Here is a 25,697-nt window from a genome sequence, read left to right as displayed (position 1 = left end):
AGAAGGGGCGCATACCATTGCGTAGCAGGGTCAAACCAAATGGCAATATTTCCGCGACTCATGAGTGCTCGGTTATATGCGGGCCAATTGGTTGTGCGGTAGATTTTGTGTGTAGGCTTCTTCATTTGAAAATTATATCGCTGAAAAACCCTTTACAGATAGGTTTGTGCAACAAAGCCACTTAATTTAAAAAAGAGATAAGTTAAAAAGAGCCGTCTAACAAGGCTCTTTTTTGCAAGCAGTATTAAGTAATCCTTTGATCTGCCCAGTAGCATGGAACAATGATCAGGCTATTTTCATGCAACCTTGACCATAATCGGACACCTAAATCCCGCTGCATATTTTGGACTGTGAAATTGGAAATCAGCAGGGTAGATTTCATATTGTCATAACGACTATATAAGACCTTATGCACCATCTCCAGGCGTTTTTCATGCCGGTCATGCAGGCCATATTCATCAATCACTAATAAATCAAAGCTGGAGAAATGGTCGATGACTTCCTTTTCAGAGCGTGAAGCATCTGACCAAGTGTCCATCATTTTTTGAGCAATTTCTGCACTGGTATAGTAGCGTGCAGATTTTGTACTGTTATGCAGAATGTTGCGAATAATTGATGCACTCAGATGGGTTTTACCTGTACCCGGTGTACCAATCATCAACATATTCGGGTTGTGGTCAGAAATAATCTGCTGTGCAAAGGCCTGACATAGCTTGATGGTATTGTCTTGTGCAGGGCATGCAACTACATAATTCTTGAAGCCACGATCCAGGTAGCGTTTATTGAGCCCTGAATTTTTAATTTTCTGTTGTAGCAATCGCTGTTGCAGTTCATTCTCATAGGCTGCATGTGAGTGATCGACGGTTTCTTTGGCACACAATTTACAGAGCCTGTGACCCGCAATTTCCATTAGGGGTATATGATGGGTAGGGCAAGCTGTTTCCGTTGTTTCTGCGCGAAACTGGAGCGTTTTAAGCATGGTATTCATGATTATTCTCCTAAATCCATTTTGAATTTTCTAAAAAACTCTCATTTTTTTCTTCAAAATTTGAAGATGAAGATGAAGATGAAGATGAAGATGAAGATGAAGGGCATGATTCAAGCATGACTTGAGTAATACTCGGGCTCTTCTCAGGAGCTGCTTGAGCATTTACTTTTCGTTGCTTGGTTGATGCTTGAGCATTACTTGCGGATTTACCCCAACGTGCTTGAGCTGCATTTTTAGCTTTATCAGATTTCATTTGCTGATTTTGCAATGCCTGGCTTTTTAAACTGGTTAAAAAACTTGAATGAATCTGCTCAGACTCGACTTCAAACAATTCCAGAGCCATCAGCGTATTCAACAAAGTTTTAGCCTTGGTGTGCTGAGGTAATTTCGTGATGCTACATACAGTAGCTAGGTCATGAGGGATGGCACCATTTTTCCAGAAATCCATCATTAACAGCAGTGCCGCACCAATTTGTTCTGCCGTCATTCGTGCAAATTTTGCCTGTAGGTCGCCAATATAGAGTGGCATCCAAATTGAAATATCTTTATGCATGTGTTCACCTTTTTATAGATATAGAGGGGCTAAGGTCATCGATTGGATGACCTTCTGTCTGTGTTTGTTTTATTAGTGAGCGAGACTCATTAAGCGGAGACGGGCCTGTTGGGCCAAGTCATCGTAATGGGCTTGCCCTTCATCCAACATTCGCTGTAACCAGAGTCTCAACGCCTGGTGATCATCGAAGCATTTATTGATTTCCAACAAAAAAGCTAGATTGTGAAGTTTGGGAATGTGTAGCTCATGGATTAATTCACGAGCGACCATATCTGCTTCAGCGCTGACGACCACACCACCAAAGAAAGCTTTACTATTCATGTGCAAGCTCCTCTGTATTTAGTTTTTCCAGCATGGCTTCAAATGCACTGCCATCGCGGCGCGTAACATTGGGAATATAGCGGCTATAGACCCGGAACAGCATTTCAGTCGTTGAATGGCCCAGCTGGCGTGCGATCCATTCTGGATTCTCGCCTGCCGACAGCCAGAGCGTTGCAGCGGTATGACGTGTTTGATAAGCACGACGAGGCTTTAGTCCTAAATAGCGTAGCAGGGGATGCCAGACACGTTTATTCACTAAACGATAATCGAGAGGTCCACCATCGCGGTTACAGAAGACAAACTCTGATTTACCATTATTTAAGCTTTTCTGTTGCAGAAAGGCCTGATAAACCCGATCACTCATCTGGATCGTGCGGTCAGAACCATAAGTTTTAGTTCCACCAAGCTCCCCATTCACCAATGCTTCACGAATGTGGATTTCCCGACGTTGTAAGTCCACATTTTTCCATTGCAAGCCATCGATCTCACTGGTGCGCATACCTGTGAAAAATCGAACAGTATAATAAGGCTTAAAATCATCACGAACTGTGGCAAGGATTGCGTGTACTTCCTTTAATGAAAAAGGTGTTACTTCAATCTTTCCTTGCTTTAAGTTCTTGATATTTTTATAAGGGCTATCAAATTCATATCGTTCGGCAGCACTATCGAGTATCATACGAAGCACTATCATAATCTGGTTGATTCTTGATGGTGAAAGGCATTCTTGGTTTTTTCCGTTAGTCACTTTGGCGAGGGATGAACGGAATCCAAGAATGTCTGACTTTTTAATATTAATAACAGGAATTGCGCCAAAAAAAGGGATCAAGTACTTTTTGATTACAATTTGAATTTTTCCCTTGTAGCTTGTACGCCACTCTATTTCTTTATCAGTGAACCAGATTTCACAGAACTTTGAAAATAGAGGTGTTTTAGAGCTGATTTCATTTACTCTGTTTTCTGCATTTTTGATTTCTTTCAAACGAGAACTTTTTGGAAAGTACTTAGCATAGTCAAAAATACCCAATAAGATTTCCGCTTCCATTCGCTCAATCACTTTTTCAAGCTTTTTGCGATTTGGAGCATTGTCTTCAAGAGCTGTTGTTTCACGACAACGGATGTTTAAGTATCGAAAATCGACACATAACTTACCGTATCTAGTACGGATGGCAGCCATAATAATATCCTCCTTATTGAAGTTGTAGGCTGTGTAGCGAGCCTAAAGTGGTTTTAGTCATATCTTCTTCAATACGCTCCCATACATATAAAATTTTGCGTCCACCAAAAGGGCGGATGTAATGAATGCCTTCGATTAGAACACTGTCCTTCAACTGATTTCGGATAGTGCGTTCGTTGTAATGGATTCGTTCCGCCAGTTCTTTTGTAGTAATATAAGTAAGATTCATGTTTGTATCCTTTTATAAAGTATCACAATGGTGTTATTTAAGATCACAATGCAATAATAAATGCGTTTAATACATCATGCAAGTACTTTATTACACAATGGTGGTAATTAATGATAGTTTGTAACTTGCCTGTTCTTTTGGCGGAACGAAGAATGAAAGTGGCAGATGTAGCTCGGGCAACCGGAATGAGTAAGACGACTTTACATAAGCTTTATAATGGTCAATCAACTCGTATTGATTTTGAAACATTAGAAAAATTGTGCGTATTGTTAAATGTAGACGTTGGCGATTTATTAAAGTTCAAGCCAGATGAATAATTATTGCTAATAAAAAGCGTCATGTAATTTAATAATTTTCTAGTTAGTATATTGTTTTTATTAAGTATTTTTGGTGACCAAATTTGGTCACCATTTTTATAAAGTAGTGAAAAAGACTTCAATAAAAGTCAGAATGAAGTATTTTAAGTTTTTTTAGAATTACTCAGCCGATGTTCACTAAAATTTATACAAAATCTTTAATATATTGATCTATATGTGATGGTTACAGGGCACGTTTAGGTCACTTTTGGTCACGTAAGCCCACTCTTAACTGATCTAACTTAACTTTTTACTCGCGTTGAAGCTGATAGCTTTATAGACTGAAAGAAAAAATATTATTTAAAATCAATAATAAAAAAGCCCCCATCTTTCGATGAGGGCTTTTAGAATTTGGAGCGGGAAACGAGACTCGAACTCGCGACCCCAACCTTGGCAAGGTTGTGCTCTACCAACTGAGCTATTCCCGCAGGGTCGATCAATTTTTTACTTTAAAAAATGAACAAAAAAGAATTTGGAGCGGGAAACGAGACTCGAACTCGCGACCCCAACCTTGGCAAGGTTGTGCTCTACCAACTGAGCTATTCCCGCATGCGGTGTATAATACATTATGCAAAAACAGGGTCAATAACTTTGTGAAAAAACTTGTGCTGATTGCATAAATAAAAGCCATTTTGACCAAGGTTTAGATGATTTCTGCTGTGAAATCAGCCAATAGCGGCGGTTCAAGCGGGAAAAAGGTGGTTTTCAGCCGGTCGCCACAATATCGCAAAAAGAACAGGGTATACTAAGATTAATCTCAGGCCTTTTTGGATGCATGATCATGAGTATAGAACAACAACTGATTGAACGCTTACACACCCTGAACCCGACACATTTAGACGTGGTGAATGAATCTTCTGGTCACGGCGGCTATTATCCGGGGAAGGAATCTCATTTTAAGGTGGTAATCGTCAGTGAACAGTTTGCCGGTTTACGTCTGGTGCAGCGCCATCAACAGGTCTATGCCGCGGTCGGTGATCTGTTAAGTCCAAGCAAGATTCATGCGCTGGCAATTCATGCTTTTGTTCAGGATGAATGGCAAGGACAGGATACCTCAAGCCCGGAATGTGCCCACGCCCCGAAACAATAACCCCGAACAAGAAATAGAGATCAGAACAGTTCATGGAAACCCAACTTTTACTTAAAATTATTCATATGACCAGCATCAGCGTATTGCTGGTCATTCTGCTGGCCCGTGGCCTGACCTTATTTAAAGGCGTGCAGGGCAACCAGCCCAATCCGGCCGGGCGCACGCTGTGGGTGGCGCTACAACATTTATCGGTTACGCTGATAGTAGTAACCGGAATTGTGCTGCTGGCATTAAAGGATTTTCAGGTCGAAACCTGGTTTTATGCCAAAATCATTTTATTCCTGGTGATGCTGTCTTCGTTAATGAAAGCCTACCGTAAAACGGACAGTATTTTACTGGTGCAACGCCGCGCCGGCTGGGGCATAGCCCTGGTTGCACTGCTGGCGATTATCGCCTTGGTAATGATCAAGCCAAGTTTTGGTTAATTGTTCGACAATAATGTCTATCTCTCGGCTATACTTCGCTACACTTGAGCCAATTAGAATATAAAATCAGAGGGATAGACATGCGAACACGTGTGGTCTTTAACCAGAAAGGCGGCGTTGGAAAATCCAGTATTACGGTCAATCTGGCCGCCATCAGTGCCCATCAGGGCTTTAAAACCCTGGTCATTGATTTGGACCCGCAAGCCAACTCCAGCCAGTATTTACTGGGTGATGATGCCACCTATTCCACCCATAAGCCGGCACTAGAGCCAAATATCCAGAACTATTTTGAAGAAGTGCTGGGCAATACCCAAAGCAAAGGCCTGATTGGCAATGCCCTGGGCTCGATCTTAAAAAGCCGCGCCAAGGGGCTGGAAGCCTATGTGCATCAATCGCCTTTTCCAAATCTGGATGTAATTCCAGCCAGTCCGGACCTGGGCAGTCTGGCCCATGCCTTAGAAAGCAAACATAAAATCTATAAATTGCGGGATGCCTTGGCCTCACTGGCCGGGCGTTATGAGCGGGTCTTTATTGATACACCGCCGGCGTTTAACTTCTTTACCTTATCGGCGCTGATTGCGGCTGACCGGGTATTAATTCCGTTTGACTGCGATGTGTTTTCCAAACGTGCCCTGCACAGCCTGATTGAAAATGTGCTGGAAACCCAGGAAGATCATAATGCCGAGCTGGAGATTGAAGGCATTGTGGTGAACCAGTTCCAGGCCCAGGCCAAGCTGCCACGAGAAGTGGTCGAGCAGCTGAAAGAGGAGCAGTTACCGGTATTTAACAGCATGCTGCCACCCTCAGTCATCATGAAAGAGTCGCATCATAAAAATCTGCCGCTTATTCATTTTGCTACAGATCATAAATTGACGCAGGCCTATCAATCGTTGTTCAATGAGATTGAACAGAAACAATCCTGAGATGGGCATGAAAACACTGTATATCAGCCTGCTGGCTGCCGGAACCTTGCTGCTGGGTGCCTGTGCCACGACGGTTAAACCGACCTATGTCTCGCCTACACATTATCAGGCGCTGAACTGTCAGCAGCTGCAAAGCGAATATAACCGGATTCAGTCCTATATTGATCAGGGCGTACAGGCGCCTAAACGGACCGGTGTTGGTGTGGGGGTGGGTCTTGGCGGAGGCTGGGGCAGTCGTGGCGGCTGGGGCATTGGCCCAAGTGTTTCGGTCAATATGGGACAATCATCGAATACCAAAAATACTGAACTGGCACGGGTGCTGGGCGAGCAGGAAGCCATTGTGCAGGCGGCGCGTTTTAAAGGCTGTCCAATTGTTGTACGCACCAAGCAGGCCAGTTAAGGCTTCGCATTTTTCACGCTGGGCTGGCAGTTTATGCGAGTCACGGCGTGAAAAATCTTAGCAAAATGTTTCAGAAAAAATTATTAAAAATCTTAAATTTAAATAAAAATAAAGGCTTTTTTATCTGTCCAAATATCCTCCCAGTCGTGAGAAAAACTTGTCAGTTTTTATCAAATTAATATAAGGTGTGCGCCTAATTTCAGGTAATTTCAGGTGTCTATGATTGAAAGTTGGCTGTTTGTGCTGGCAATGATTGCGGTTCTGCTTATTCCGGGACCAACCAATGCTTTGCTTGCAAGTTCAGCACATCAACATGGAATTGCCAGAACCAGTTTATTTGTGCCTGCCGAGCTGCTTGGCTATTTATATGCCATCAGTTTGTGGGCGCTGCTGATTCATCTGACCGTCCCAATCTGGCCGTATTTAAGCCATATTCTGCATGGCCTGAGCGCACTATATGTGCTGTGGACGGCTTTTCATTTGTGGAAGCATGCGCATCTGGTCAAGCATAACCAGCTCAACCCGTCTATCCGCCCGCATCAGCTGTTTTTTGCCACCTTAAAAAATCCCAAGGCACTACTTTTTGCTGCCGGGATTTTACCGACTGAAACCTGGGATAATCCGACCAATTTCTTGATGGTTTATGCAGTGTTCTGTCTGGTGCTGTTGCCGACTGCGCTGTTCTGGATGTCTTTTGGTCGCGCGATTTTGTCGGGAGAATCTAAGCAAATAAAAGCCGATCTCTTGTATAAAGGATCGGCCATGTTGCTGGTGCTGTGTGCTTTTCCGGTTATTCTGCGCTTTTTTGCTTAAGCGCGGACCTGCTTTTTCAGCTTCTGGCGGGCAAAACCAATCACCCCCGGCAAGACACTTAAAATAATGATGCCAAAAATCAGATAGGTAAAATTCTCTTTCACAATTGGCATGTTACCAAACAGATAACCTAGGGTAATAAATGAGCCAATCCAGCAGAAAGCGCCCACTACGTTATAGGTCAGAAAGTATTTATAGTTCATGCTCCCGGCACCGGCAACAAAAGGGGCAAAGGTGCGGGCAAAAGGCACAAAACGGGCAAAAATAATAGTTTTACCGCCATGCTTGGCAAAGAATTGCTGGGTGGCAATCAGGTGTTTTTTATTAATAAAGCGTGATTCAATTTCAAATACCCGTGGCCCAATATATTTACCAATATGATAGTTCAGGGTATCGCCCAAGACAGCGGCAATAAACAGTAAGCCGCCCAATAACCACGGATCCATGGCACCGGTCGAGGCCGCCAGCGCACCGGCTGCAAATAACAGGCTGTCCCCCGGTAAAAAGGGCATCACCACCAGACCGGTTTCAACAAAAATAATCAGAAACAGGATGGCATAAATCCAGACCCCATAATTGGTAATGAACTCAAGTAAATGCGCATCAACATGCAGGATAAAATCAATCAGTTCCATGAGGGAAAAACAAGCAGAAATGTAGTCAAATCCTATCAGTCCGGTTGGTGAAAGTCAGTAGAAAAACGTAAATAAATTTCCGCTGTCATCATTCTAAATTTGCAACGATACATCTTTGAAATGGTGATTTTTTGATCTTCGGCCAGTCCCTAAGATAGCAGCATCTTTTTACTGATCTGCTGTAGGTTCTCTCATGTTTAATCCAAATACTGTGGTTGCCAAAATCTTTCAAACCCCTGCCTTAAACAACCTGTCGCTGCTACTGGCGCGTGTCTTGTTGGCTTATATTTTTATTGTGTCGGGCTGGGGCAAAATTGCCGGCTATAGCGCAACGGTGGGCTATATGGAAGCGATGGGGGTGCTGGGTGGCCTGTTGCCACTGGTGATTCTGCTGGAGCTGGGTGGTGGTCTGGCGATTTTACTGGGTCTGCAAACCCGTCTGGTGGCATTGGCACTGGCAGTATTCAGTTTGCTGACTGCATTTATGTTCCATGGTGCACCGGAAGATGCAGTTAACCTGATGAAGAACCTGGCGATTTCAGGTGGTTTCCTGCTATTGGTGCTGCAAGGTGCAGGTAAACTGAGTCTGGATCATCTGATTGAAAAATAAGATGTGATGCAGGGAAATAATGTCCCGTCATTCAGTACAGGCAGCTCCGGCTGCCTTATTTTTTGCCTAAATAGATAATAAAGAAGAGGGTCGAGAACATCTGCCGGTAGCGGCCTGATTCGGGGATCCGCACAGACTGATCTGAATCTTGTGTTTAATGCGCAGAAAAAATGCTAGAATACGGCGCTTATATTCGTTTGCCTCTCATAGTTGTTTGTCATGACTACCAATACTCAAATTACTGAAGATCGTATCCTGATTCTGGATTTCGGTTCTCAATATAGTCAGCTCATCGCACGTCGTGTTCGTGAAGCTGGCGTATATTCTGAAATGTATGCCTATGACATGTCTGAAGAAGACATTCGTGCATTTAATCCAAACGGTATCATCTTGTCGGGTGGACCTGAAAGCGTTCACCAGGAAGGCAGCCCGCGTGCACCACAAGTGGTGTTTGAACTGGGTGTGCCGGTATTGGGCATTTGTTATGGCCTGCAAACCATGTGCGAACAGCTTGGCGGTAAAGTTGAGCCAGGTACTGTCCATGAGTTTGGCTATGCAGAAGTAGACATCGTGGTGCGTGACCAGCTGATTGGTAACCTGCAAGACCGTGAAAACCAGCTGCATGTCTGGATGAGCCACGGCGATAAAGTTGCCCGTATTCCGGAAGGTTTCCAGGTGACAGCGCAAACTCCAAGCTGCCCAATTGCCATGGTATCTGACGAAACACGTCGTTTCTACGGCATCCAGTTCCACCCGGAAGTAACGCACACTTCTAAAGGTGCGGAATTACTGTCGAACTTCGTACACCAGATTTGTGGCTGTCGCGGTCTGTGGACACCAGAGCACATTATCGACCTGCGTGTAGAACAGCTACGTGAACAGATTGGCGATGAAAAAGTACTGCTGGGTCTGTCAGGCGGTGTGGATTCTTCTGTGGTTGCTGCATTGCTGCATAAAGCAATTGGCGATCAGTTGACCTGTGTATTCGTAGACAACGGTTTGCTGCGTTTAAACGAAGGCGACCAGGTTATGCAAATGTTTGCTGACAACATGGGGATCCGCGTGATTCGCGCCGATGCGGAAGATCGTTTCCTGTCTGCACTGGCAGGGGTCACTGATCCTGAAGCGAAACGTAAGATTATTGGTCGTGAATTTATTGAAGTGTTTGCTGAAGAAGCACGTAAATTAGATGGTGTGAAATTCCTGGCACAAGGTACGATTTATCCAGACGTGATTGAATCTGCCGCCAGCAAACAGGGCAAGGCGCATGTAATTAAATCACACCACAACGTGGGTGGTTTACCGGATGATTTGGCTTTTGAACTGGTTGAACCGTTACGTGACCTGTTTAAAGATGAAGTACGTAAACTGGGCACCACTTTAGGTCTGCCACACAGCATGATTTACCGTCATCCATTCCCGGGTCCAGGTTTGGGCGTGCGTATTCTGGGTGAAGTGAAAAAAGAATATGCCGACATTTTACGTCTGGCTGATGACATCTTTATGCAGGAACTGCGTGCCAGCGGCTGGTATGACAAAACTGCACAAGCCTTTGCTGTATTCCAGCCAGTGAAATCTGTTGGGGTGGTGGGTGATGGCCGTCGTTATGCCTGGGTTGTTGCCCTGCGTGCCGTTGAAACAGTTGACTTTATGACAGCACGTTTCGCGCACCTGCCATATGATCTGGTAGATCGTATTTCAACTCGTATCATGAACGAGATTAAAGACGTTTCACGTGTGGTATATGACGTATCGTCTAAACCACCTGCAACAATTGAATGGGAGTAATTCAGGGCTTTCGGACAGTACTGCTGTCCGCCTGAATTACGCCAAGGGCTGTGCCCGCGGCAGTGGGGTTTTACGAAGCATTGCTTTGTGCCTGAATTACGCCATGAGCCCATTTTAAAGCATTGCTTTTAAAATCGGCGCAAGGTGCGCGGCAGTTTAGAAGCCCGAAATTATTTAAAAAAGAGCGCTTAAGCGCTCTTTTTTATTTATACTGAATAAAAATAAAATCTTAAGTTTAAAAATATGTCTTTACCTACATACGATCAGTTAATGCTTCCTTTAATGAGATTATTGTCGGAATTAGATCAGCCCATTAAAATTTCAGATGCTGCTGATGTTTTAGCTGAACGTTCAAATCTGTCTGAAGAAGATTTAAATCAAACACTGCCAAGTGGAAAAAATATATTTAAAGATAGAGTTTCATGGGCAAAGACATATTTAGTCAAAGCAGGCTTAATTCAGCAGCCTAAAAGGGCCTATTGTGAGATCAGTGATTTAGGAAGAACAATTGATTTAAAAAATTTAAATGCTATAACCAATGAATTTTTAGCCCAATTTGACGGGTTTAAAAGTTTTAAATTTGGCAAGAAAAATGAAGCTGAATCGGAAGTTAAAACTTTAACAGATGCAGAAAGTTTAAATGTTTATCCGGAAACACAAACACCTGAAGAAACGATTCAGACTACGACAGAATTATTAAAGTCTAATTTGAAAAATGATTTACTTCAGATCATAAAAGATAAATCTCCTTTATTTTTTGAACGACTTGTTGTCGATCTTCTTGTCGCTATGGGGTATGGCGGTTCACATCAAGATGCAGCGCAAGCAATTGGAAAAACGAATGATGGTGGAATTGATGGTGTAATCAGCGAAGATCGCTTAGATCTGGATAAAATTTATATTCAAGCAAAACGCTGGGAAAATACCGTGGGGCGTCCTGATATTCAGCAGTTTAAAGGCGCTTTGGCAGATCAGGTCGCCAAGAAGGGTGTTTTCATTACAACTTCAAGTTTTAGTAAAGAGGCAATTGAGTCTGCGAAGAAATCAGGTATTGTTTTAATTGATGGCAATAAGCTGACCTCCTTGATGATTGAATTTGGTTTAGGGGTACAGATAGAACGGAGTTTCCATATCTATAAAATCGACCAAGACCGTTTTGATGAAGATAATTTCTAATTCATTTTGCAGAGCGCCTCGGCGCTCTTTTTGCATTTAAACCACCCAGGAAATATTGGACGGGCAGGCCGGTTTTTTCGGTTCGCTCATGCCAATATCATAGTGCAGTACACAATTACGCCCATGCTGTTTGGCCGCGTATAAGGCAATATCAGCTTCTTTAATTAATGTGGTTAAATCAGGCTGTTCGGCTTTGAGCTCAGATACCCCAATCGAAACGGTAAAATTCAGGCTGATATTCTGGCCAATATAAATCCGGTGCTGAGCAATTTTGGTTCTTAAACGTTCGGCAATCAGCAGTGCATCCTGCAGACTGGTTTCGGTGAGTAAAGCAGTAAATTCCTCGCCACCAAAACGCGCCAGAATATCCTTGCGCCGCATTTCCTTACGGGCAATATCGGCAATGGTCTGCAGCACCTGATCACCGACGTCATGACCATGGGTGTCATTAATCTGCTTGAAATAATCGACATCAAACATCAGCAGGCAGGTCGAAGCATGCTGCGGCCATTCATGTACCTTATGCTCGGCAATATGCACAAACTGGCGGCGGTTGCTGAGCTGGGTCAGCTCGTCGGTATGCGCCAACTCTTGCAGAATATGGAAATTCCAGTCATTTAGCATGGTTCTGAGAAAATTACGCCGTGCATTCAGGGTATTGGTCCAGCTGATATATAAACTGAACAGCCAGATTGGCAGATAGACCAGCGCAAAAATAATGGTTTCAATGGCGCTGGTTAAGTTAGATACGCCTAAAAACACCACGGTACTGATTAAAAACGAGGTATATAGCGCCGGCTTAAAGCGCACCTGAATACACAAATTGGCCAGCACCACAAAAATGACCGAGGCATAGATATAGATATCGATATAGGGGCTGTTCGACAAGGACATCAGATAAAACCACAGGCCGGCACAAACCAGCGTGCCGACCGGTAAAATCTGGTCATGGATCCGGATATCTTTCACATATTTGAACAGGAAATAATTAATGCTGATGGCCAGTACAATCACGATGACTCTGGCGATGCCGGAGAGCAGACTGACATCGGGCAGTACAAAATAATCGGCGAAAAAGTACAGTAAAAATGCCAGCTGGCCAATGTGATTGACCTGTTGTAAATACAGCTTCTGGTGAATGGTCTGGAATTTATAAAAATAGTCTTCAAACTGGGGCGGAATACGGGCAGCCGGATCTTGCAGGGCCTGTTCCAGGGCCTGACGACTTTCCAGGTCGCACTCTGACGCTTGTAAAATATGTCGATCCGAATCATCGGGTGCAAGATCTGTTGAATTCGTCGACATTCTAATCCGATTTCCCATCTTCATAGAATTGCCCCAAGTCTTTAATAAAATCAAAGTAATAGTATAGCTTTCGCGATTAAAAAAAGACCTCCCTAAATATGGGTAATTTGCTGAAAAAAAGCCTCAAAACGGCAGGAAAAGAGAGGAAATTGTGCGCTGGTGCTCACATGAATCCTTACAACAAAAAGCGATTTTTTGATTGTTCTGCCAGGAGAATGCTGCATATTAACTGAACTATAGCAAACTCATGCAGCATCCGCGTATAAGATAAACAACAAGATGAGCGACATGGAACATCGCCAGAGTTAGGATACAACTATGACCAATGCCAACTATACCGAACTGTCCCATTCAGACGATTGTGAAAAATATATCCAGCAGTTTATTCAGGAAGTGCCGCTGCGCCGTGCAGAAATCGGGCAGGACACCGTCATTAAACGCGCCTTGCCCAGCCGTCATAAACGCATGATTGGCGCCTGGTGCTTTTTAGACCATGCCGGTCCGGTCAGCTTTCCGCAGGGTGACGGGCTGGATGTCGGACCACATCCGCATATTGGCCTGCAAACCTTTACCTGGATGATTGAAGGCACCCTCATGCATACCGATAGTATCGGCTCCAAACAATTGATCCGGCCGAAACAGGTCAACCTGATGACAGCCGGGCAGGGGATTTCGCATACCGAAGTCGCGCCAGAGCAGGAAACCCACATGCATGCGGCCCAGCTGTGGATTGCCTTGCCGGATGCCAAGCGCAATATGCCATCGCGTTTTGACCATTATCCTGAATTACCGGTGGTGTCACGAGATGGGGTTGAATTTACCGTGCTGGTCGGGGAGTTTCTGGAAACCCGCTCGCCGGTTGAGGTGCATAGCCCGTTACTGGCATTGGACTTAACTGCGGCAGAAACGGTACGCACCCGGCTTCAGCTGAATCCGGCCTTTGAATATGGCTTTATGGCGCTAGAAGGCACGGCGCATATTAACCAGCATGAACTGAACGAAGACAATATGGTGGTGCTGGAGCCGGGTCTGCAGGACATTGAGATTGAACTGCACCAGGGTGCACGCGTACTGTTACTGGGCGGTGAGCCATTTGAATCCGCGATTTTACTATGGTGGAACTTTGTCGGACGTACCCAGGACGAGCTGAGCGAGGCACGTGACCAGTGGGTCAATCAGGACCCGCGTTTTGGCAGCATTCCAGATTATAATGGGCCACGGCTGGAAGCACCGGCCCTGCCAGATAAAATGCGTGCTTCATGTTAAGCAGGCATGATGAATTGAACTTCAGGCCCAAGCGTCGCGATCGATGGGTGGGCCTGATGATGCTGAGTTGCCGCAACCGGTCAAGGTGGCCGGTGGTTCTTTATTTCAAGAAAAACAATCAGAGTGTCATTATGATTACTGTGCATCATCTGGAACAGTCGCGTTCCTTTCGTATTTTGTGGGCCTTAGAAGAACTGGGCCAGCCTTATCAGATTGAATTTTATCGCCGTTTACCGAGTTTTGCCGCGCCACCAGAGTTAAAACGGGTGCATCCGCTGGGTAAAGCACCAATTTTGACAGATGGTGAGCAGCCGATTGCCGAATCTGCGGTGATTTTAGAGTATTTACAGGAACAGTATGATGCGGCGCAGCAGTTCAAGCCAACACGTCCGGCCGATCAGCAGCAGTACCGTTACTGGATGCACTATGCCGAAGGTTCACTGATGCCATTGCTGGTGATGCAGCTGGTGGCCAGCAAAGTGCCGCAGCGCGCACCCTGGCTGATTCGTCCGGTGGCAGCAAAAGTCAGTGAAGGTATCCGGCAGGGTTTTATTCAGCCGCGACTCAAAGATCATATCCAGTTTCTGGAAGATTATCTGGCCACACATGACTATTTTGCCGGCACATTTTCCTTTGCCGATATTCAGATGGCCTTTCCGCTACAGGCCTTGCAAAGCCGTACTGATGGCAAATATCCGCAGATTGAGCGTTATCTGCAGCGACTGGCACAGCGCGAGGGCTATCAGCGGGCGTTCGCTCGTGAACAGAAGCTAGAGGCACAGTTGGCTTAAACAAAATTTGAAGCTATAAAAAAAGATGCTTGCGCATCTTTTTTATTATTGGCGTTTCACCACAATCGAATCAATCCCGCTATGTTGCAGGGTTTGCTGAGCAATTAGCGCCGCCTCTGCAGAGGTATATGGCCCCGAAATTACCCGATACCAGGTTTCACCACCTTCTACGGTTTTGACCACATCGGCGGACAGACCATTCAGAATAATTTCAGCTCGACGTGCATCGGCGGCATCCGGATCGGTATAGCTGCGGACCTGCAGAATATAGCTGGCAGGCGCGGCCACGGGCGGTTCAGTTGGCGTGATGCCCGCCGTCGCTTCACTGGCGGCTGCGGGCGCTGCCGGCTCAACAATTGGCGCTTCGACAATCACCACTGCCGTCTGTTCTTGGGTTTCAGGTACGGCCTGCTCCGGAATTGGTGTTACCTGTTGCTGGGGCAGCAGGTCATAGAAGCGGTAATCCTTGTTGGTGTCTTCCTGATAATGTTCAGAAGTGATCTGGCCTTTTGGTGGCACAGGTTCCCACGGCTTCCACAGCATTAAGGCCACTGCGAAACATAACACGACCAGAATCACCACCAGTGTGCCTAACCAGGTCGGAATGAGTGGTTTTTTGGGCTTATTTGGTCGTTCTGATACACCGCGTTGCGTTTTTCCAAACACGAGGGAACCTCTTTATTCTGATTATTGGCTGATTGGCTGGACAGGTGCGTGATGGTACGCCTGCCCAGCAGAAGAATGTCTTGGTTTACATGCTTTCAGGTGCAGAAACACCTAATAATTCTAAACCATTGCGCAAGGTTTGTTGTACGTTTACTGAAAGCAATAAGCGGGCTTGAGTAAGCGCAGCATCATCATTGAGCACTTTGTGTTCATTATACCAGCCGTGGAATAAAGCTGCTAATTCTTTCAAGTAGTTACCAACCTGATGGGGTTCGCAGGCATTGGCAGCACGGGTCACAATTTCAGGATAGGCCGCCAGCTTGGCCAGAATTTCAGTTTCAGCCTCCAGTTCCAGCTTGGCCGCAAACTGACGCGCGTCAAGCGCATTAAAATTCACGCCTGTGCTGGCTGCTTTTTCCAGCATACGGCAGATACGGGCATGCGCATACTGGATGTAATACACCGCATTGTCTTTGCTTTGTGAGACCGCTAAATCCAGGTCAAAGTCGATGTGCTGTTCAGATTTACGCATGACGTAGTAGAAACGTGCTGCATCGTTGCCGACTTCTTTACGCAGGTCACGCAAGGTCACGAACTGGCCAGAACGGGAAGACATCTGAACCATCTCGCCGCCGCGCCATAAGCTGACAAACTGCACCAGTAAAACAGTTAGTTTTTTCGAGTCATAACCCATCGCATCAATTGCAGCTTTTACACGGGAGATATAACCGTGGTGGTCAGAACCCCAGATATCAATCAGGTTGGTATAGCCACGTTGTAATTTATTCAGGTGATATGCAATGTCTGAAGCGAAATAAGTGGTTTGACCATTACGGCGTTTGACCACGCGGTCTTTTTCATCGCCAAACTCAGTCGATTTAAACCAGATGTTGCCATCTTGCTCATACAGATAACCACGCTGATCCAGTGTTTGCAGCGCTTCATCAATTTTTTCAGTTAAAGAGGCTTCGCTAAACCACTGGTTAAAGGTTACGCCAAATTCACCGAGGTCATCTTTAATGTCATCCAGAATGGCTTTTAAAGCCGCCTGATGGAATACGCGATAGCCTTCGCCAATTAAAGTTTGTGAATTGAAAATCAGACCATCAATGTGTTTTTCTTTGTCGCCAGACAGGACCACCTTATTGCCTTCTGCATCCGGTTCAGCTGCATACTGCACATCTTCCGGTACATCTTTATAGACATCGGCCACTGGACGTACATAAGCATCACCATCCTGGTCGATAATGCTTTGCGCGATTTCTTTGACGTAATCACCCTGATAGGCATTTTTCGGGAACACCAGCTCCTGACCGGTCAGTTCCAGGTAACGTAAGTAAGTTGATGTTGCCAGAATATCCATCTGACGGCCGGCATCGTTCACATAGTATTCACGATCTACAGTCGCGCCAGTGGCTTCGAGCAGGTTGGCAACGGTCATGCCATAAGCGGCACCGCGACCATGACCCACGTGCAGGCTGGACGTCGGGTTGGCAGAAACGAATTCAACCTGAATGCGTTTGCCCGCGTTGACCTTGGTGCGGCCAAACTGGTCTTGCTGCGCCTGAATTTGATCAAGAATGGCAAAACGCTGGTCGGCATTTAAGAAGAAGTTGATAAACCCCGGACCGGCAATTTCTGCTTTGCTGATATCTGCCACTTCTGGCAATGCGGCCAGAATTTTTTCGGCCAGATCACGCGGCTTCATGCCCGCAGCTTTAGAGGCAATCATGGCGATATTTGAGGCAAAGTCACCGTGGCTTCGGTCTTTGGTTCGCGTCAAATTACTGGTGTTGTTCCAGTCTGCTGGGAGGACACCTTCTGCTTGAAGGGATTGCACTGCATGTTCAAGAGCTGCTTGGATTGCCGTATTCATAATCAGTCGAAAAATAAATGTCGCAGAAAAACAGCAAATATAGCAAATTTCACTGTCTTTAGGTGAACCCATTTGTAGTGAATGAAGATTGTCCGACATTCTGCGCCATCTGTAGCCTGAAAATGCTACCATGGCCATGAAATGACCTGATCAATGACGGATTTGTCCCGCTGTAGGAGCACGCATGCACGCCAAACGTCCTGTAATCATCGCCAATATTCCTAAACTGCCAGCAAAATGGGCGGGCATTATTATGCCGCTGCTGCTGTCTGGCCTGATGAGCGGTATTATTTCCATGGTCAATATGCTGCGTGCGCTGGGCTGGGTCGAAGGACTGATCACACTGTGGTTCCAGAACTGGATGATTTCCTGGGCCATTGCCTTTCCGGTGGTGCTGGTGGTGTTGCCGCTGGTGCGCCGGTTTACCGCGATGCTGGTGGATATGCCGGGTGCACCCAAATAGTATTTAGCTCGATGCACCAGACTCCTGACAGGACACCGGTTTACTCAGCAGATCGGCATTGCCATTCTGGAAGGTATAAAGCCGGGAGGCATTAAAAATCTTGATCACCTTGGCCTGCGCAATGGCTGCCTGGAAGCGTTTCAATGGCTCATCGGTATGTACATTAAAAGGATTGCCATAATTCTGATTGTCGAGCAGGAACTGGATCTGTCCGGCATTCGGATCATAAGCCTTTAACAATGTCTTGCCTTCGGCACTGCTCAGCGAGAAGGTTGGTCGCTGGCTGCTGATCTTGCAGTGCAGGGCCAGAGTCAGAATCACTCCATCCTGAGCCTTGTTTTTCAGCTGATAGCGTCCCAGCTGTTCATTTTCAATATAGACCCATTGTTGAGTGGGCATGCTGGCAGTAAATTTTTCCAGTTGCTCCAGGGTTTTTTTACTGATATCGACCACGCCATCTTTGTCGATTTTCGGCGCTTTGTCTTTACTGGAGAATAAACCGGTCACCTGATCGCTGACTTTTTCAGTGGTATTGGAAAGGGTCTGGCAGCCGCCTAACCCCAGCACAGCGGCCAAACCGCCCAGTGTAATCCATGGCTTGATATACATGATTTTTAAATATGTCGTTGTGTTTTGCCCCAGAGCATACCCAAATTGAGGCCAATTGAAAAATCTGCACTGGCTGCATGTAACAGAAAAACAGCGAAAAACTACATCCTGATGGGTCGAGGATTTGTAAGCTAAACAGGCAGGGGATTGATTTGGGCATAAAAAACCGCATTTTGAGCTTCGGGAAAGCGTTATGTCGTGACTGGATGCCGGATTGGACAAATTTATTCAGTACCTAAATTATCCACAAATCATTATCAATTTTCTAAATACCCCATTGTCCTCAAAACGGGCTAAGCTAGCTTATCTCCCAGAGGAACTTTTGCTTTGAGCCTCCTTCTGGATCATCGAATAATGAGATCGGAAATGACATCAGCGAATTCAGCCACCAAAAAACCGCTTTACATCCCTTATGCCGGAAACACGCTTCTGGAGCTGCCTTTGCTTAATAAAGGCGGTGCATTTACAGAAGAGGAACGCCGCCATTTTAATCTCCACGGTTTACTTCCACATGCCATCGAGAGCATTGAAGAACAGAGTCAGCGCTCCTATCAGCAGTATGTGTCGTTTAACGATGCCATCAACAAGCATATTTATTTAAGAAATATTCAGGACACCAACGAAACCCTGTTCTATCACTTAATTGAGCATCATTTAAGTGAAATGATGCCGATTATTTATACCCCAACGGTCGGTGAGGCCTGCCAGCGTTTTTCTGATATTTACCGCCGTCATCGTGGCATCTTCCTGGCCTATCCGGACCGCGGCCATATTGATGACATTCTGCAAAATGTGAACAAGAAAAACGTGAAGGTGATTGTAATCACTGATGGCGAGCGCATCTTAGGTCTTGGTGATCAGGGGATTGGCGGGATGGGGATTCCGATTGGCAAATTATCCTTATATACCGCATGTGGTGGGATCAGCCCGGCTTATACCTTGCCAATTACTTTAGATGTAGGTACCAACAACCCGCAACTGCTGGATGATCCAATTTATATGGGCTGGAATCAGCCGCGGATTACCGGAGATGAATACTATGCCTTTGTTGATGAAGTGATTGCCGCGATCCAGCGCCGCTGGCCAAAAGCGCTGATCCAGTTTGAGGATTTCGCTCAGAACAATGCGATGCCATTGTTAAACAAATATCGTGACCAGATTTGCTGTTTTAATGATGATATTCAGGGCACCGCAGCCGTTTCGGTGGGCAGTTTAATTGCTGCATCGCGCGCCGCTGGCAAACAGCTGAAAGATCAGGTGGTGGCTTTCCTCGGTGCCGGTTCTGCTGGTAGCGGCATAGCCGAGCAGATTATTGCGCAGATGATGTATGAAGGTTTAAGCGATGCCGAAGCGCGTGCGCGGGTATTTATGGTTGACCGTTTTGGCCTGATCACCGAAAACCAGCCGAATCTGCTGGACTTCCAGCGCAAACTGGCACAGTCGCCTGAACGGGTTGCAGCCTGGGGCAATGCCGATGACATGATTTCACTACTCGATGTAGTCAAACATGCCAAACCAACGGTACTGATTGGCGTATCAGGTCAGCCGGGGCTGTTTACCGAAGAAATTATTCGCACCCTGACCGAGAATTGTGAGCGACCAATTGTAATGCCACTGTCGAACCCAACTTCGCGGGTTGAGGCGGTGCCGGCTGATATCCTGCAATGGTCTGAAGGCAAGGCCCTCATTGCAACCGGTAGTCCATTTGCGCCGGTGAATTATCATGGCAAGATTTATCATATCTCGCAGTGCAATAACTCCTATATTTTCCCGGGCATCGGTTTGGGTGTAGTCGCCTCCGGCGCGACCCGAGTCACAGACAGTATGCTGATGGCGTCGAGTAATGCACTGGCGGACTGTTCGCCGATGCTGCTCGATCCAGCAGCCGATCTGTTACCGGATTTAAATGAAATCCAGAAGGTTTCGAAAATTATTGCTTTTAAGGTGGCTAAAGCGGCGATGCTGGCCGGTGTAGCACCAGTAATCAGTGACGAGTTACTGGCAGAGGCGATTGAGGCGAATTTTTGGAAACCGGAATATCGCAGTTATCGCCGGATTACCTTTTAAAATATAGACAAACACCATAAGGAGCTTCGGCTCCTTTTTTGGGCAGCTGTTGATCGCAACTGGTCGGAAACAGGTGGTTTGTAGGCAAGAAATGAAAGCGGGAGGCTGGATTAAAAAATAAGCATTGTTTAGAATCGGGGCAAATTAAAACAATACCTTTTATAACAATGATAACCCGTGTTCATATCCATACTGCCTTGGAGCAGGCCGGCCTCAGCCCACAAAAACGTGCCCTCCATATTCAATTTTCTCAGCCGGCCTTAAATGCCGATGTTTTTTTACAGCGCATCGACGGTGAACACCAGCTCAATGACGGTTTACATGCCGAACTGATCTGTCTTTCGACCAATGCCCAGATTCCGTTAAAACAGTTTATCGGCGCGCAGGTTGCCGTCGATCAGGTCACTGACCAGGGCCAGCTATTTCGCAGCAGCGGTATTATCACCGCAGCCGCGCAAGGCCAGAGTGATGGCTCTCTCACCCTCTATAAACTTACGCTAGAAGATCCGACTGCACTCTGGCATAAACGCCGTAACAGCCGCGTGTTTATGAATAAAAGCGTGCGCGAAGTCAGCGAGATTCTGTTTAAAGAATGGCAAAACAAAAGCCCGCTCTTTGCTGCCAGCCTGACTCTGGACTTAACCGGACTGACCCAGGAACTGGATGTGCGTCCTTTTATCATGCAGTCCAATGAAACCGACTATGACTTTTTGACCCGGCTCTGGCGCAGTGAAGGCATTAACTGGCTGATTGATGAAGCCCAGTTACAGGTCGTACATTCCAGCAGCCCGATTCAGGCCCAGAAACTGCGCCTGATTGATGATAACAACCAGTACAGCGCCTTAAATCGTCGCAGTATCCGCTTTCATCGCTCCAGTGCCACCGAACAATTAGATAGCATCACCCAGTTGATTGCCCAGCGCAGCCTGCAACCGACCGCCGTACATCTGCAACGCTGGCAGTCAGATAGCCTGAGCCAGGAAGAAGGTGCCGGTTCAGTGCAAAGCAAACACCAGCACAGCCACAATCAGGACAATGCCAGCCTCAGCCTGGAACAAGCCTGGCAGATCAGCCCGGCCTGGATGCAGGATTTAAATGGCGAAGACCAGGCCACCGCATCCTCTAATAACCAGCTGGACAAACTGAACCAGAACCTCAGTCACTACCACGACCTGCAATCCAAATACTTTAGTGCCCACTCCACCGTCCGTGATGCCCAGGTTGGCTACTGGTTTGAACTGAATGAACACCCGGAAATTGACCAGCACAGCGCAGCAGACAAAGAATTTCTAATTACCGGCAAACAGTTCTATAACCAGAACAACTTACCCAAAGACCTCAATCAGCAGATTAACCAGTTACTCAGCCAGAGCCACTGGCATAGCCATATTAATGTTAAACACGAACAACACCCGGATGAACGTCAAGGCAATACCTTAGCCCTGCAACGCCGCAATATCCGCACCGTACCGGAATACCATCCACTACAGCACCGACCGGCGGCTCATCCACAGCGCGCCCGGGTAGTCGGTCCTGCTGGCGAAAGCATCCATGTCGATGAATGGGGCCGAATCAAAGTCCGTTTCCTGTTTACCCGCAGTGATGACCATCAGCATGATGGCGGGGCCGGCAGTAATGACAATGACACCGATTCGGCCTGGGTGGATGTACTGACCCCCTGGGCCGGAGAAGGCTACGGGGCACGTTTCCTGCCACGGATTAATGAAATTGTGGTGATCGACTTCTTTGACGGTAACATCGACCGGCCTTTCGTGGTTGGTCGTTTACATGAAGCAGAACGCTCGCCAACCCAATTCGACCAACAAGGCCAACTACCCGATACCAAAAAACTCAGCGGGATCCGCTCACAGGAAATTGAAGGCAGTGGCTTTAACCAGCTGCGTTTTGATGATACTCCGAAGCAGATTTCTGCCCAGCTGCAAAGCAGCCATGGTGCGACCCAACTGAACCTGGGGAACTTGAGCCATCCCAAAGCCAGCGCTGAAAGTGACGGTCGGGGAGAAGGCTTTGAACTGAGAACCGATCAGTGGGGCGCAGTTCGTGCTGGAGAAGGGCTACTAATTTCCACCCATCCACAGGCACAGGCAGAAGGCAATCATCTCGATGCCAGTGAAGCCAAGAGCCAGATTGAAAGCTCACTGAACAATACCCAAGCCCTAAGTGAAGTGGCCAAAAACCAGCAGACCGATCCTTTAGAAGTTCTCGATAACTTAAAGAACTTTTTAGAGCAGATCGAACAGCAGGATGAAAGCAAAGCCGCTGCTTTTAAACAGGCACTGATGATTCTCAGTGCACCAAACTCTATTGCGTTGAGTAGCCAGCAAGATGTACATCTCTCTGCTGATGGTCAGATCAGCCACAGTGCCGGAGAGAGTATTAACCTCAGCACGCAGCAGTCTTTGATTGCGCATGCCAGCCAGAAACTAAGCCTGTTTGCAGCACAAGAAGGGGCACGACTGTATGCCGGTAAAGGCAAAGTCGAGATTCAGGCACAGGGTGATGGTGCAGATCTTATTGCCAGAAAGGGGGTGCAAATTATTTCGACGGAAGACAGGATTGAAGTCAAGGCGAGTAAAAAAATTATATTGGTGGCTGGAGGAAGTCAGATTGAGATTAGTGGTTCAGGTGTGTTACCGACCACGGGTGGCAAGTTCGAGGTGAAAGCAGGGCAGCATCTGTTTTTACAGCCACAAAATGTGGTTGAACCGAAGATGAGCTTACCTCAGATGGCAACATTGTTTAGTAATCAGATTAATTATCAATGGAATAGCTCATCTGCAGGAGAAAAAGAAATTTTTGTGATTGATCAAACTGATGGAAAACTTCTGAAAACCAATAAATCCATATTAAATGAACAACATCAATTGAGTACTTTTAGGTTCTATACGTCGCAGTCAACTGACTTTATTGCACTGGGCTTTAACTCTTTGCGTACACATTTGAGTGGAGCAGTGAGTGATGAACAGATTGATTATTTGCTCGAAGAAATAGAAGAAGATCAGGAGGATGAGGTGTCTACACACGAGGATATTGAATCATGAGTAAACTGGTGACCATTACCTCTAAGTTTTATGATAAATCTGGACGATATGTCAGAAATCTGAAGGTGAAATCACGTTATCAAAATTCATCGAGAGAGAATCTGAAGAAAACAGATACAGATGGCTTATTTGTCTTTCAAGCTTCTCCTAATCGGATGGTAGAAATTTTAGCAAAACCACCGAAGGCATCTGATTATACTGTGGTGAAGGTCATTAATTCTTCGACACTCTCCTCTTCAGAGCATCCTATAAAAATTCAGTTACCTAACACCATTGAAGAATATCGACAAATGAATAGTACGATTTCTCAGAATGGTTTGGTGGTAACACCTTTTCAAGTGGTTGATGTTCATGGAAAGATTATGGCTAATTTTCCGATACAAACACGACCAAAGGGAAAGAAAAGTTTTGAACGTATTACAGATGATCAAGGAAGAGTTGAAGTCCTCTCTTCGGCTAATCGTGATATTGAATTTTTAGCCTTAACATCGAATGATGAGTTTGTTTTAAAAAGATCGCTTAATTCAGGTAATGGCACAGAAAAACCTATTCTGATTCAATTAGATGAACCCTATGAAAAGTTTAAAAGTCTCTCAAATTTTAAAATAGTAGACAGATTAGGAAATGACTACAGGATTGAAAATACTAAAATTGAAATCTTATATTTGGAAAGTGAAATAAAGAAAGTTGCGAATACATCCAATGGAAAATTTTCATTTCAGAGTATGGTTGGAGAAAAAGTAAAAATTACAGTATTCAAACCAGATGGAACGTCTTTAGAAGCTAAAAATTATTATTCTAAAAGAATAAAAGAACATTCTAATAAATTGGAATTAGATGTGGATATAACTGAGGGAAGTACAAAGCCTAATGAACCGATCATAAACAAGAATATTAAGAAAATTTGTCCTCCAGAATGTATTGTAGAAACTTATACTTTTGAAACTTCTTTAGGAGCAATGATTATTTCAAAAGAAGCTCTTGATGCAATTTTAAAATGGGAAAAATATGAATCTAAGCCTTATGTACCTAGTAAAGGACAAGATGGTAAAAGTGGAGTAACTTTAGGATATGGCTATGATTTAGGTCACCAAAGTGTAGAACAAATTAAAAAAGATTTAGCTTCCTATTATACTTTAGGTCAGATTCAAAGATTACTCAAAGCCCAAGGAAAAAAAGGAATAGCAGCACAAAAATTAGTAGATAGTCTTTCTGATATTATTATTACTAAAGATAAAGCTTATCAAATGGTAATGATAGTAAAAAAAAGGTATGCGGAAAATACATTAAAAGTTTATCCAGATATTTTGAAATATCATCCTCATTGTCAAGGAGCTATTTTATCTCTAGTGTATAACAGGTATATAGGTTTAAAAGGAGATCGTCGTAGAGAAATGAAAGAAATCCAAGATGATCTTAAAAGTAATGGAAAAAAGGTTCCTTCGTTGTTAAGAAGTATGAAACGATTATGGACAACAAAAGCTAATAGAGGGTTGCAAGCTAGACGGGAAGAAGAAGCAAAAATTTTTGAAAAAGGATTAAAATGTGAATGTTATAAGTAAGCTATTTATTTTGAATCTTTTATTTATCTCTTTAAATTCTTATGCAGTAACTCCTGAAGACTTCTTATATCCAGATGCCTTAGAGGTAGAGTGTAAAGATGGAAGTCCTATGCAAGAAGACTTAATGTATTGTGTTTCAAGAAGTTATTTAGATTCAGATAAGAAATTAAATATAGAATATAAAAAAAGAATGAAACTATTAAAAGGAACTAAAAAAGAGAAATTATTAGAAAGTCAGAGATTGTGGTTAAAGAATAGAAAATATAAATGTATCTGTGAATATTCAGCTGCAGAAGGGGGGCGTGAAGCACCGATTTATTTAATAGATTGTTATGCTCGGGAAAACTACAAGCGAGTAAAATTTTTAGAAAATTATCAATAGTTTGAAAATAAAAAAGCAGCTAAAGATAGCTGCTTTTTTTAGAGCCTGTAAATAATTTTGTGTAATTGCTTTTCATAAATTTAAAGGCGATTGCTTAAGCGGTCACCGAATTCAATAATAAAGCGGCTCATGGCTAAACGCCAGTCGCGAATAGGCATATTCCACTT

General features: G+C 45.0%; 26 protein-coding genes, 2 tRNA genes and 1 pseudogene. 16 read left to right on the top strand and 13 right to left on the bottom strand.

Features of this window, described 5'->3' with window-relative positions; genetic code table 11:
• Nucleotides 1–8: 8 nt before the first annotated feature.
• From FTT64_RS12590 to FTT64_RS12565, 6 genes and pseudogenes are all read right to left on the bottom strand, one after another.
• Nucleotides 9–125 (bottom strand): annotated as a pseudogene (locus FTT64_RS12590) (IS5/IS1182 family transposase); the annotation flags it as partial.
• A 119-nt stretch (nucleotides 126–244) separates the two neighbouring features.
• The gene (locus tag FTT64_RS12585) at nucleotides 245–988 is read right to left on the bottom strand and encodes an ATP-binding protein (RefSeq protein ID WP_156188724.1); all 744 of its coding nucleotides are present in this window, start codon (nucleotides 986–988) and stop codon (nucleotides 245–247) included.
• Between the two features lie 10 nt (nucleotides 989–998).
• Nucleotides 999–1,541, bottom strand: a complete 543-nt coding sequence (locus FTT64_RS12580; protein WP_104498409.1) for a DUF1376 domain-containing protein — start codon at nucleotides 1,539–1,541, stop codon at nucleotides 999–1,001.
• A 72-nt stretch (nucleotides 1,542–1,613) separates the two neighbouring features.
• On the bottom strand, nucleotides 1,614–1,862 hold the full coding sequence (locus FTT64_RS12575; protein WP_156188726.1) for a hypothetical protein: 249 nt from the start codon (nucleotides 1,860–1,862) through the stop codon (nucleotides 1,614–1,616).
• Nucleotides 1,855–3,036, bottom strand: coding sequence for a tyrosine-type recombinase/integrase (locus FTT64_RS12570; protein ID WP_156188727.1), 1,182 nt, complete (start codon nucleotides 3,034–3,036; stop codon nucleotides 1,855–1,857). The genes FTT64_RS12575 and FTT64_RS12570 overlap by 8 nt, the downstream gene beginning before the upstream one ends.
• A gap of 13 nt (nucleotides 3,037–3,049) precedes the next feature.
• On the bottom strand, nucleotides 3,050–3,265 hold the full coding sequence (locus FTT64_RS12565) for a hypothetical protein (protein ID WP_001054887.1): 216 nt from the start codon (nucleotides 3,263–3,265) through the stop codon (nucleotides 3,050–3,052).
• A gap of 110 nt (nucleotides 3,266–3,375) precedes the next feature.
• Here FTT64_RS12565 and FTT64_RS12560 point away from each other — a divergent pair, with 110 nt between their 5' ends.
• Nucleotides 3,376–3,582, top strand: coding sequence for a helix-turn-helix transcriptional regulator (locus FTT64_RS12560; RefSeq protein WP_004280956.1), 207 nt, complete (start codon nucleotides 3,376–3,378; stop codon nucleotides 3,580–3,582).
• Nucleotides 3,583–3,973: 391 nt separating this feature from the next.
• On the opposite strand, the gene FTT64_RS12555 is transcribed toward FTT64_RS12560, so the two are convergent.
• Both FTT64_RS12555 and FTT64_RS12550 read right to left on the bottom strand, forming a co-directional pair.
• Nucleotides 3,974–4,049: transfer RNA gene (locus FTT64_RS12555), tRNA-Gly, on the bottom strand.
• Between the two features lie 45 nt (nucleotides 4,050–4,094).
• Nucleotides 4,095–4,170: transfer RNA gene (locus FTT64_RS12550), tRNA-Gly, on the bottom strand.
• Nucleotides 4,171–4,402: 232 nt separating this feature from the next.
• On the opposite strand from FTT64_RS12550, the gene FTT64_RS12545 reads away from it, so the two are divergent.
• The 5 genes from FTT64_RS12545 (at nucleotide 4,403) to FTT64_RS12525 (ending at nucleotide 7,272) form a co-directional block, all read left to right on the top strand.
• Entirely contained in the window at nucleotides 4,403–4,711 is a 309-nt protein-coding gene (locus tag FTT64_RS12545) for a BolA family transcriptional regulator (protein ID WP_016658959.1), read from the top strand.
• A 32-nt stretch (nucleotides 4,712–4,743) separates the two neighbouring features.
• Complete coding sequence (locus tag FTT64_RS12540) at nucleotides 4,744–5,136, top strand: SirB2 family protein (protein WP_160241736.1); 393 nt, start codon at nucleotides 4,744–4,746, stop codon at nucleotides 5,134–5,136.
• Nucleotides 5,137–5,216: 80 nt separating this feature from the next.
• Entirely contained in the window at nucleotides 5,217–6,059 is an 843-nt protein-coding gene (locus tag FTT64_RS12535; RefSeq protein WP_005181342.1) for a ParA family protein, read from the top strand.
• Between the two features lie 7 nt (nucleotides 6,060–6,066).
• On the top strand, nucleotides 6,067–6,459 hold the full coding sequence (locus tag FTT64_RS12530) for a hypothetical protein (protein ID WP_005181343.1): 393 nt from the start codon (nucleotides 6,067–6,069) through the stop codon (nucleotides 6,457–6,459).
• 219 nt (nucleotides 6,460–6,678) lie between these two features.
• Complete coding sequence (locus FTT64_RS12525; protein WP_016658963.1) at nucleotides 6,679–7,272, top strand: LysE family translocator; 594 nt, start codon at nucleotides 6,679–6,681, stop codon at nucleotides 7,270–7,272.
• On the opposite strand, the gene FTT64_RS12520 is transcribed toward FTT64_RS12525, so the two are convergent.
• A complete protein-coding gene (locus tag FTT64_RS12520; protein WP_005181345.1) occupies nucleotides 7,269–7,907 on the bottom strand; it encodes a DedA family protein in 639 nt (212 codons plus the stop codon). The genes FTT64_RS12525 and FTT64_RS12520 overlap by 4 nt on opposite strands.
• Before the next feature lie 193 nt (nucleotides 7,908–8,100).
• Between FTT64_RS12520 and FTT64_RS12515 the strand changes: the two genes are divergently transcribed.
• The 3 genes from FTT64_RS12515 to FTT64_RS12505 all read left to right on the top strand — a co-directional run bounded on the left by FTT64_RS12515 (nucleotide 8,101) and on the right by FTT64_RS12505 (nucleotide 11,481).
• Nucleotides 8,101–8,517 carry a DoxX family protein gene (locus FTT64_RS12515; protein ID WP_180182453.1) on the top strand — a complete coding sequence of 139 codons (417 nt, stop codon included), beginning with the start codon at nucleotides 8,101–8,103 and terminating at the stop codon, nucleotides 8,515–8,517.
• 219 nt (nucleotides 8,518–8,736) lie between these two features.
• The gene (guaA, locus tag FTT64_RS12510) at nucleotides 8,737–10,305 is read left to right on the top strand and encodes a glutamine-hydrolyzing GMP synthase (protein WP_016658965.1); all 1,569 of its coding nucleotides are present in this window, start codon (nucleotides 8,737–8,739) and stop codon (nucleotides 10,303–10,305) included.
• Nucleotides 10,306–10,548: 243 nt separating this feature from the next.
• Entirely contained in the window at nucleotides 10,549–11,481 is a 933-nt protein-coding gene (locus tag FTT64_RS12505) for a restriction endonuclease (protein ID WP_180182452.1), read from the top strand.
• A gap of 36 nt (nucleotides 11,482–11,517) precedes the next feature.
• Here the strand turns inward: FTT64_RS12505 and FTT64_RS12500 are convergent, their stop codons facing one another.
• On the bottom strand, nucleotides 11,518–12,786 hold the full coding sequence (locus FTT64_RS12500) for a GGDEF domain-containing protein (protein ID WP_016658966.1): 1,269 nt from the start codon (nucleotides 12,784–12,786) through the stop codon (nucleotides 11,518–11,520).
• Nucleotides 12,787–13,104: 318 nt separating this feature from the next.
• Between FTT64_RS12500 and FTT64_RS12495 the strand changes: the two genes are divergently transcribed.
• On the top strand, nucleotides 13,105–14,052 hold the full coding sequence (locus FTT64_RS12495) for a pirin family protein (RefSeq protein WP_180182451.1): 948 nt from the start codon (nucleotides 13,105–13,107) through the stop codon (nucleotides 14,050–14,052).
• Between the two features lie 131 nt (nucleotides 14,053–14,183).
• Nucleotides 14,184–14,843, top strand: a complete 660-nt coding sequence (locus FTT64_RS12490) for a glutathione S-transferase family protein (protein ID WP_016658968.1) — start codon at nucleotides 14,184–14,186, stop codon at nucleotides 14,841–14,843.
• 45 nt (nucleotides 14,844–14,888) lie between these two features.
• On the opposite strand, the gene FTT64_RS12485 is transcribed toward FTT64_RS12490, so the two are convergent.
• Together FTT64_RS12485 and argS are read right to left on the bottom strand one after the other, a co-directional pair.
• The gene (locus FTT64_RS12485; RefSeq protein WP_075168056.1) at nucleotides 14,889–15,509 is read right to left on the bottom strand and encodes an SPOR domain-containing protein; all 621 of its coding nucleotides are present in this window, start codon (nucleotides 15,507–15,509) and stop codon (nucleotides 14,889–14,891) included.
• 85 nt (nucleotides 15,510–15,594) lie between these two features.
• The gene (gene argS, locus FTT64_RS12480; protein ID WP_168369830.1) at nucleotides 15,595–17,385 is read right to left on the bottom strand and encodes an arginine--tRNA ligase; all 1,791 of its coding nucleotides are present in this window, start codon (nucleotides 17,383–17,385) and stop codon (nucleotides 15,595–15,597) included.
• A gap of 184 nt (nucleotides 17,386–17,569) precedes the next feature.
• On the opposite strand from argS, the gene FTT64_RS12475 reads away from it, so the two are divergent.
• Nucleotides 17,570–17,848, top strand: a complete 279-nt coding sequence (locus tag FTT64_RS12475) for a DUF2798 domain-containing protein (RefSeq protein ID WP_005181365.1) — start codon at nucleotides 17,570–17,572, stop codon at nucleotides 17,846–17,848.
• A gap of 3 nt (nucleotides 17,849–17,851) precedes the next feature.
• Here FTT64_RS12475 and FTT64_RS12470 read toward each other — a convergent pair whose 3' ends face one another.
• On the bottom strand, nucleotides 17,852–18,457 hold the full coding sequence (locus FTT64_RS12470) for a hypothetical protein (protein ID WP_075175156.1): 606 nt from the start codon (nucleotides 18,455–18,457) through the stop codon (nucleotides 17,852–17,854).
• Nucleotides 18,458–18,823: 366 nt separating this feature from the next.
• On the opposite strand from FTT64_RS12470, the gene FTT64_RS12465 reads away from it, so the two are divergent.
• The 4 genes from FTT64_RS12465 (at nucleotide 18,824) to FTT64_RS12450 (ending at nucleotide 25,530) form a co-directional block, all read left to right on the top strand.
• On the top strand, nucleotides 18,824–20,524 hold the full coding sequence (locus FTT64_RS12465; protein WP_180182450.1) for an NAD-dependent malic enzyme: 1,701 nt from the start codon (nucleotides 18,824–18,826) through the stop codon (nucleotides 20,522–20,524).
• A 167-nt stretch (nucleotides 20,525–20,691) separates the two neighbouring features.
• Nucleotides 20,692–23,586 carry a type VI secretion system Vgr family protein gene (locus FTT64_RS12460; protein ID WP_180182449.1) on the top strand — a complete coding sequence of 965 codons (2,895 nt, stop codon included), beginning with the start codon at nucleotides 20,692–20,694 and terminating at the stop codon, nucleotides 23,584–23,586.
• Nucleotides 23,583–25,148, top strand: coding sequence for a pesticin C-terminus-like muramidase (locus FTT64_RS14485; RefSeq protein ID WP_227554597.1), 1,566 nt, complete (start codon nucleotides 23,583–23,585; stop codon nucleotides 25,146–25,148). Before FTT64_RS12460 ends, FTT64_RS14485 begins: the two co-directional genes overlap by 4 nt.
• The gene (locus tag FTT64_RS12450) at nucleotides 25,132–25,530 is read left to right on the top strand and encodes a lysozyme inhibitor LprI family protein (RefSeq protein WP_127801689.1); all 399 of its coding nucleotides are present in this window, start codon (nucleotides 25,132–25,134) and stop codon (nucleotides 25,528–25,530) included. Before FTT64_RS14485 ends, FTT64_RS12450 begins: the two co-directional genes overlap by 17 nt.
• The last annotated feature ends 167 nt before the right edge of the window (nucleotides 25,531–25,697 follow it).

Source organism: Acinetobacter sp. Q186-3, from assembly GCF_013420655.1.
Lineage (GTDB): Bacteria > Pseudomonadota > Gammaproteobacteria > Pseudomonadales > Moraxellaceae > Acinetobacter > Acinetobacter indicus.
Note: the sequence above shows the minus strand (reverse complement) of the source record. Positions and strands in the feature narration are given on the sequence as shown.

What these genes read in the sequence shown, in the direction of transcription:
- FTT64_RS12585 (WP_156188724.1), bottom strand. Translation starts at nt 988, where the DNA reads ATGAATACCATGCTTAAAACGCTCCAGTTTCGCGCAGAAACAACGGAA.
- FTT64_RS12580 (WP_104498409.1), bottom strand. Translation starts at nt 1,541, where the DNA reads ATGCATAAAGATATTTCAATTTGGATGCCACTCTATATTGGCGACCTA.
- FTT64_RS12575 (WP_156188726.1), bottom strand. Translation starts at nt 1,862, where the DNA reads ATGAATAGTAAAGCTTTCTTTGGTGGTGTGGTCGTCAGCGCTGAAGCA.
- FTT64_RS12570 (WP_156188727.1), bottom strand. Translation starts at nt 3,036, where the DNA reads ATGGCTGCCATCCGTACTAGATACGGTAAGTTATGTGTCGATTTTCGA.
- FTT64_RS12565 (WP_001054887.1), bottom strand. Translation starts at nt 3,265, where the DNA reads ATGAATCTTACTTATATTACTACAAAAGAACTGGCGGAACGAATCCAT.
- FTT64_RS12560 (WP_004280956.1), top strand. Translation starts at nt 3,376, where the DNA reads ATGATAGTTTGTAACTTGCCTGTTCTTTTGGCGGAACGAAGAATGAAA.
- FTT64_RS12545 (WP_016658959.1), top strand. Translation starts at nt 4,403, where the DNA reads ATGAGTATAGAACAACAACTGATTGAACGCTTACACACCCTGAACCCG.
- FTT64_RS12540 (WP_160241736.1), top strand. Translation starts at nt 4,744, where the DNA reads ATGGAAACCCAACTTTTACTTAAAATTATTCATATGACCAGCATCAGC.
- FTT64_RS12535 (WP_005181342.1), top strand. Translation starts at nt 5,217, where the DNA reads ATGCGAACACGTGTGGTCTTTAACCAGAAAGGCGGCGTTGGAAAATCC.
- FTT64_RS12530 (WP_005181343.1), top strand. Translation starts at nt 6,067, where the DNA reads ATGAAAACACTGTATATCAGCCTGCTGGCTGCCGGAACCTTGCTGCTG.
- FTT64_RS12525 (WP_016658963.1), top strand. Translation starts at nt 6,679, where the DNA reads ATGATTGAAAGTTGGCTGTTTGTGCTGGCAATGATTGCGGTTCTGCTT.
- FTT64_RS12520 (WP_005181345.1), bottom strand. Translation starts at nt 7,907, where the DNA reads ATGGAACTGATTGATTTTATCCTGCATGTTGATGCGCATTTACTTGAG.
- FTT64_RS12515 (WP_180182453.1), top strand. Translation starts at nt 8,101, where the DNA reads ATGTTTAATCCAAATACTGTGGTTGCCAAAATCTTTCAAACCCCTGCC.
- guaA (WP_016658965.1), top strand. Translation starts at nt 8,737, where the DNA reads ATGACTACCAATACTCAAATTACTGAAGATCGTATCCTGATTCTGGAT.
- FTT64_RS12505 (WP_180182452.1), top strand. Translation starts at nt 10,549, where the DNA reads ATGTCTTTACCTACATACGATCAGTTAATGCTTCCTTTAATGAGATTA.
- FTT64_RS12500 (WP_016658966.1), bottom strand. Translation starts at nt 12,786, where the DNA reads ATGTCGACGAATTCAACAGATCTTGCACCCGATGATTCGGATCGACAT.
- FTT64_RS12495 (WP_180182451.1), top strand. Translation starts at nt 13,105, where the DNA reads ATGACCAATGCCAACTATACCGAACTGTCCCATTCAGACGATTGTGAA.
- FTT64_RS12490 (WP_016658968.1), top strand. Translation starts at nt 14,184, where the DNA reads ATGATTACTGTGCATCATCTGGAACAGTCGCGTTCCTTTCGTATTTTG.
- argS (WP_168369830.1), bottom strand. Translation starts at nt 17,385, where the DNA reads ATGAATACGGCAATCCAAGCAGCTCTTGAACATGCAGTGCAATCCCTT.
- FTT64_RS12475 (WP_005181365.1), top strand. Translation starts at nt 17,570, where the DNA reads ATGCACGCCAAACGTCCTGTAATCATCGCCAATATTCCTAAACTGCCA.
- FTT64_RS12470 (WP_075175156.1), bottom strand. Translation starts at nt 18,457, where the DNA reads ATGTATATCAAGCCATGGATTACACTGGGCGGTTTGGCCGCTGTGCTG.
- FTT64_RS12465 (WP_180182450.1), top strand. Translation starts at nt 18,824, where the DNA reads ATGACATCAGCGAATTCAGCCACCAAAAAACCGCTTTACATCCCTTAT.
- FTT64_RS12460 (WP_180182449.1), top strand. Translation starts at nt 20,692, where the DNA reads ATGATAACCCGTGTTCATATCCATACTGCCTTGGAGCAGGCCGGCCTC.
- FTT64_RS14485 (WP_227554597.1), top strand. Translation starts at nt 23,583, where the DNA reads ATGAGTAAACTGGTGACCATTACCTCTAAGTTTTATGATAAATCTGGA.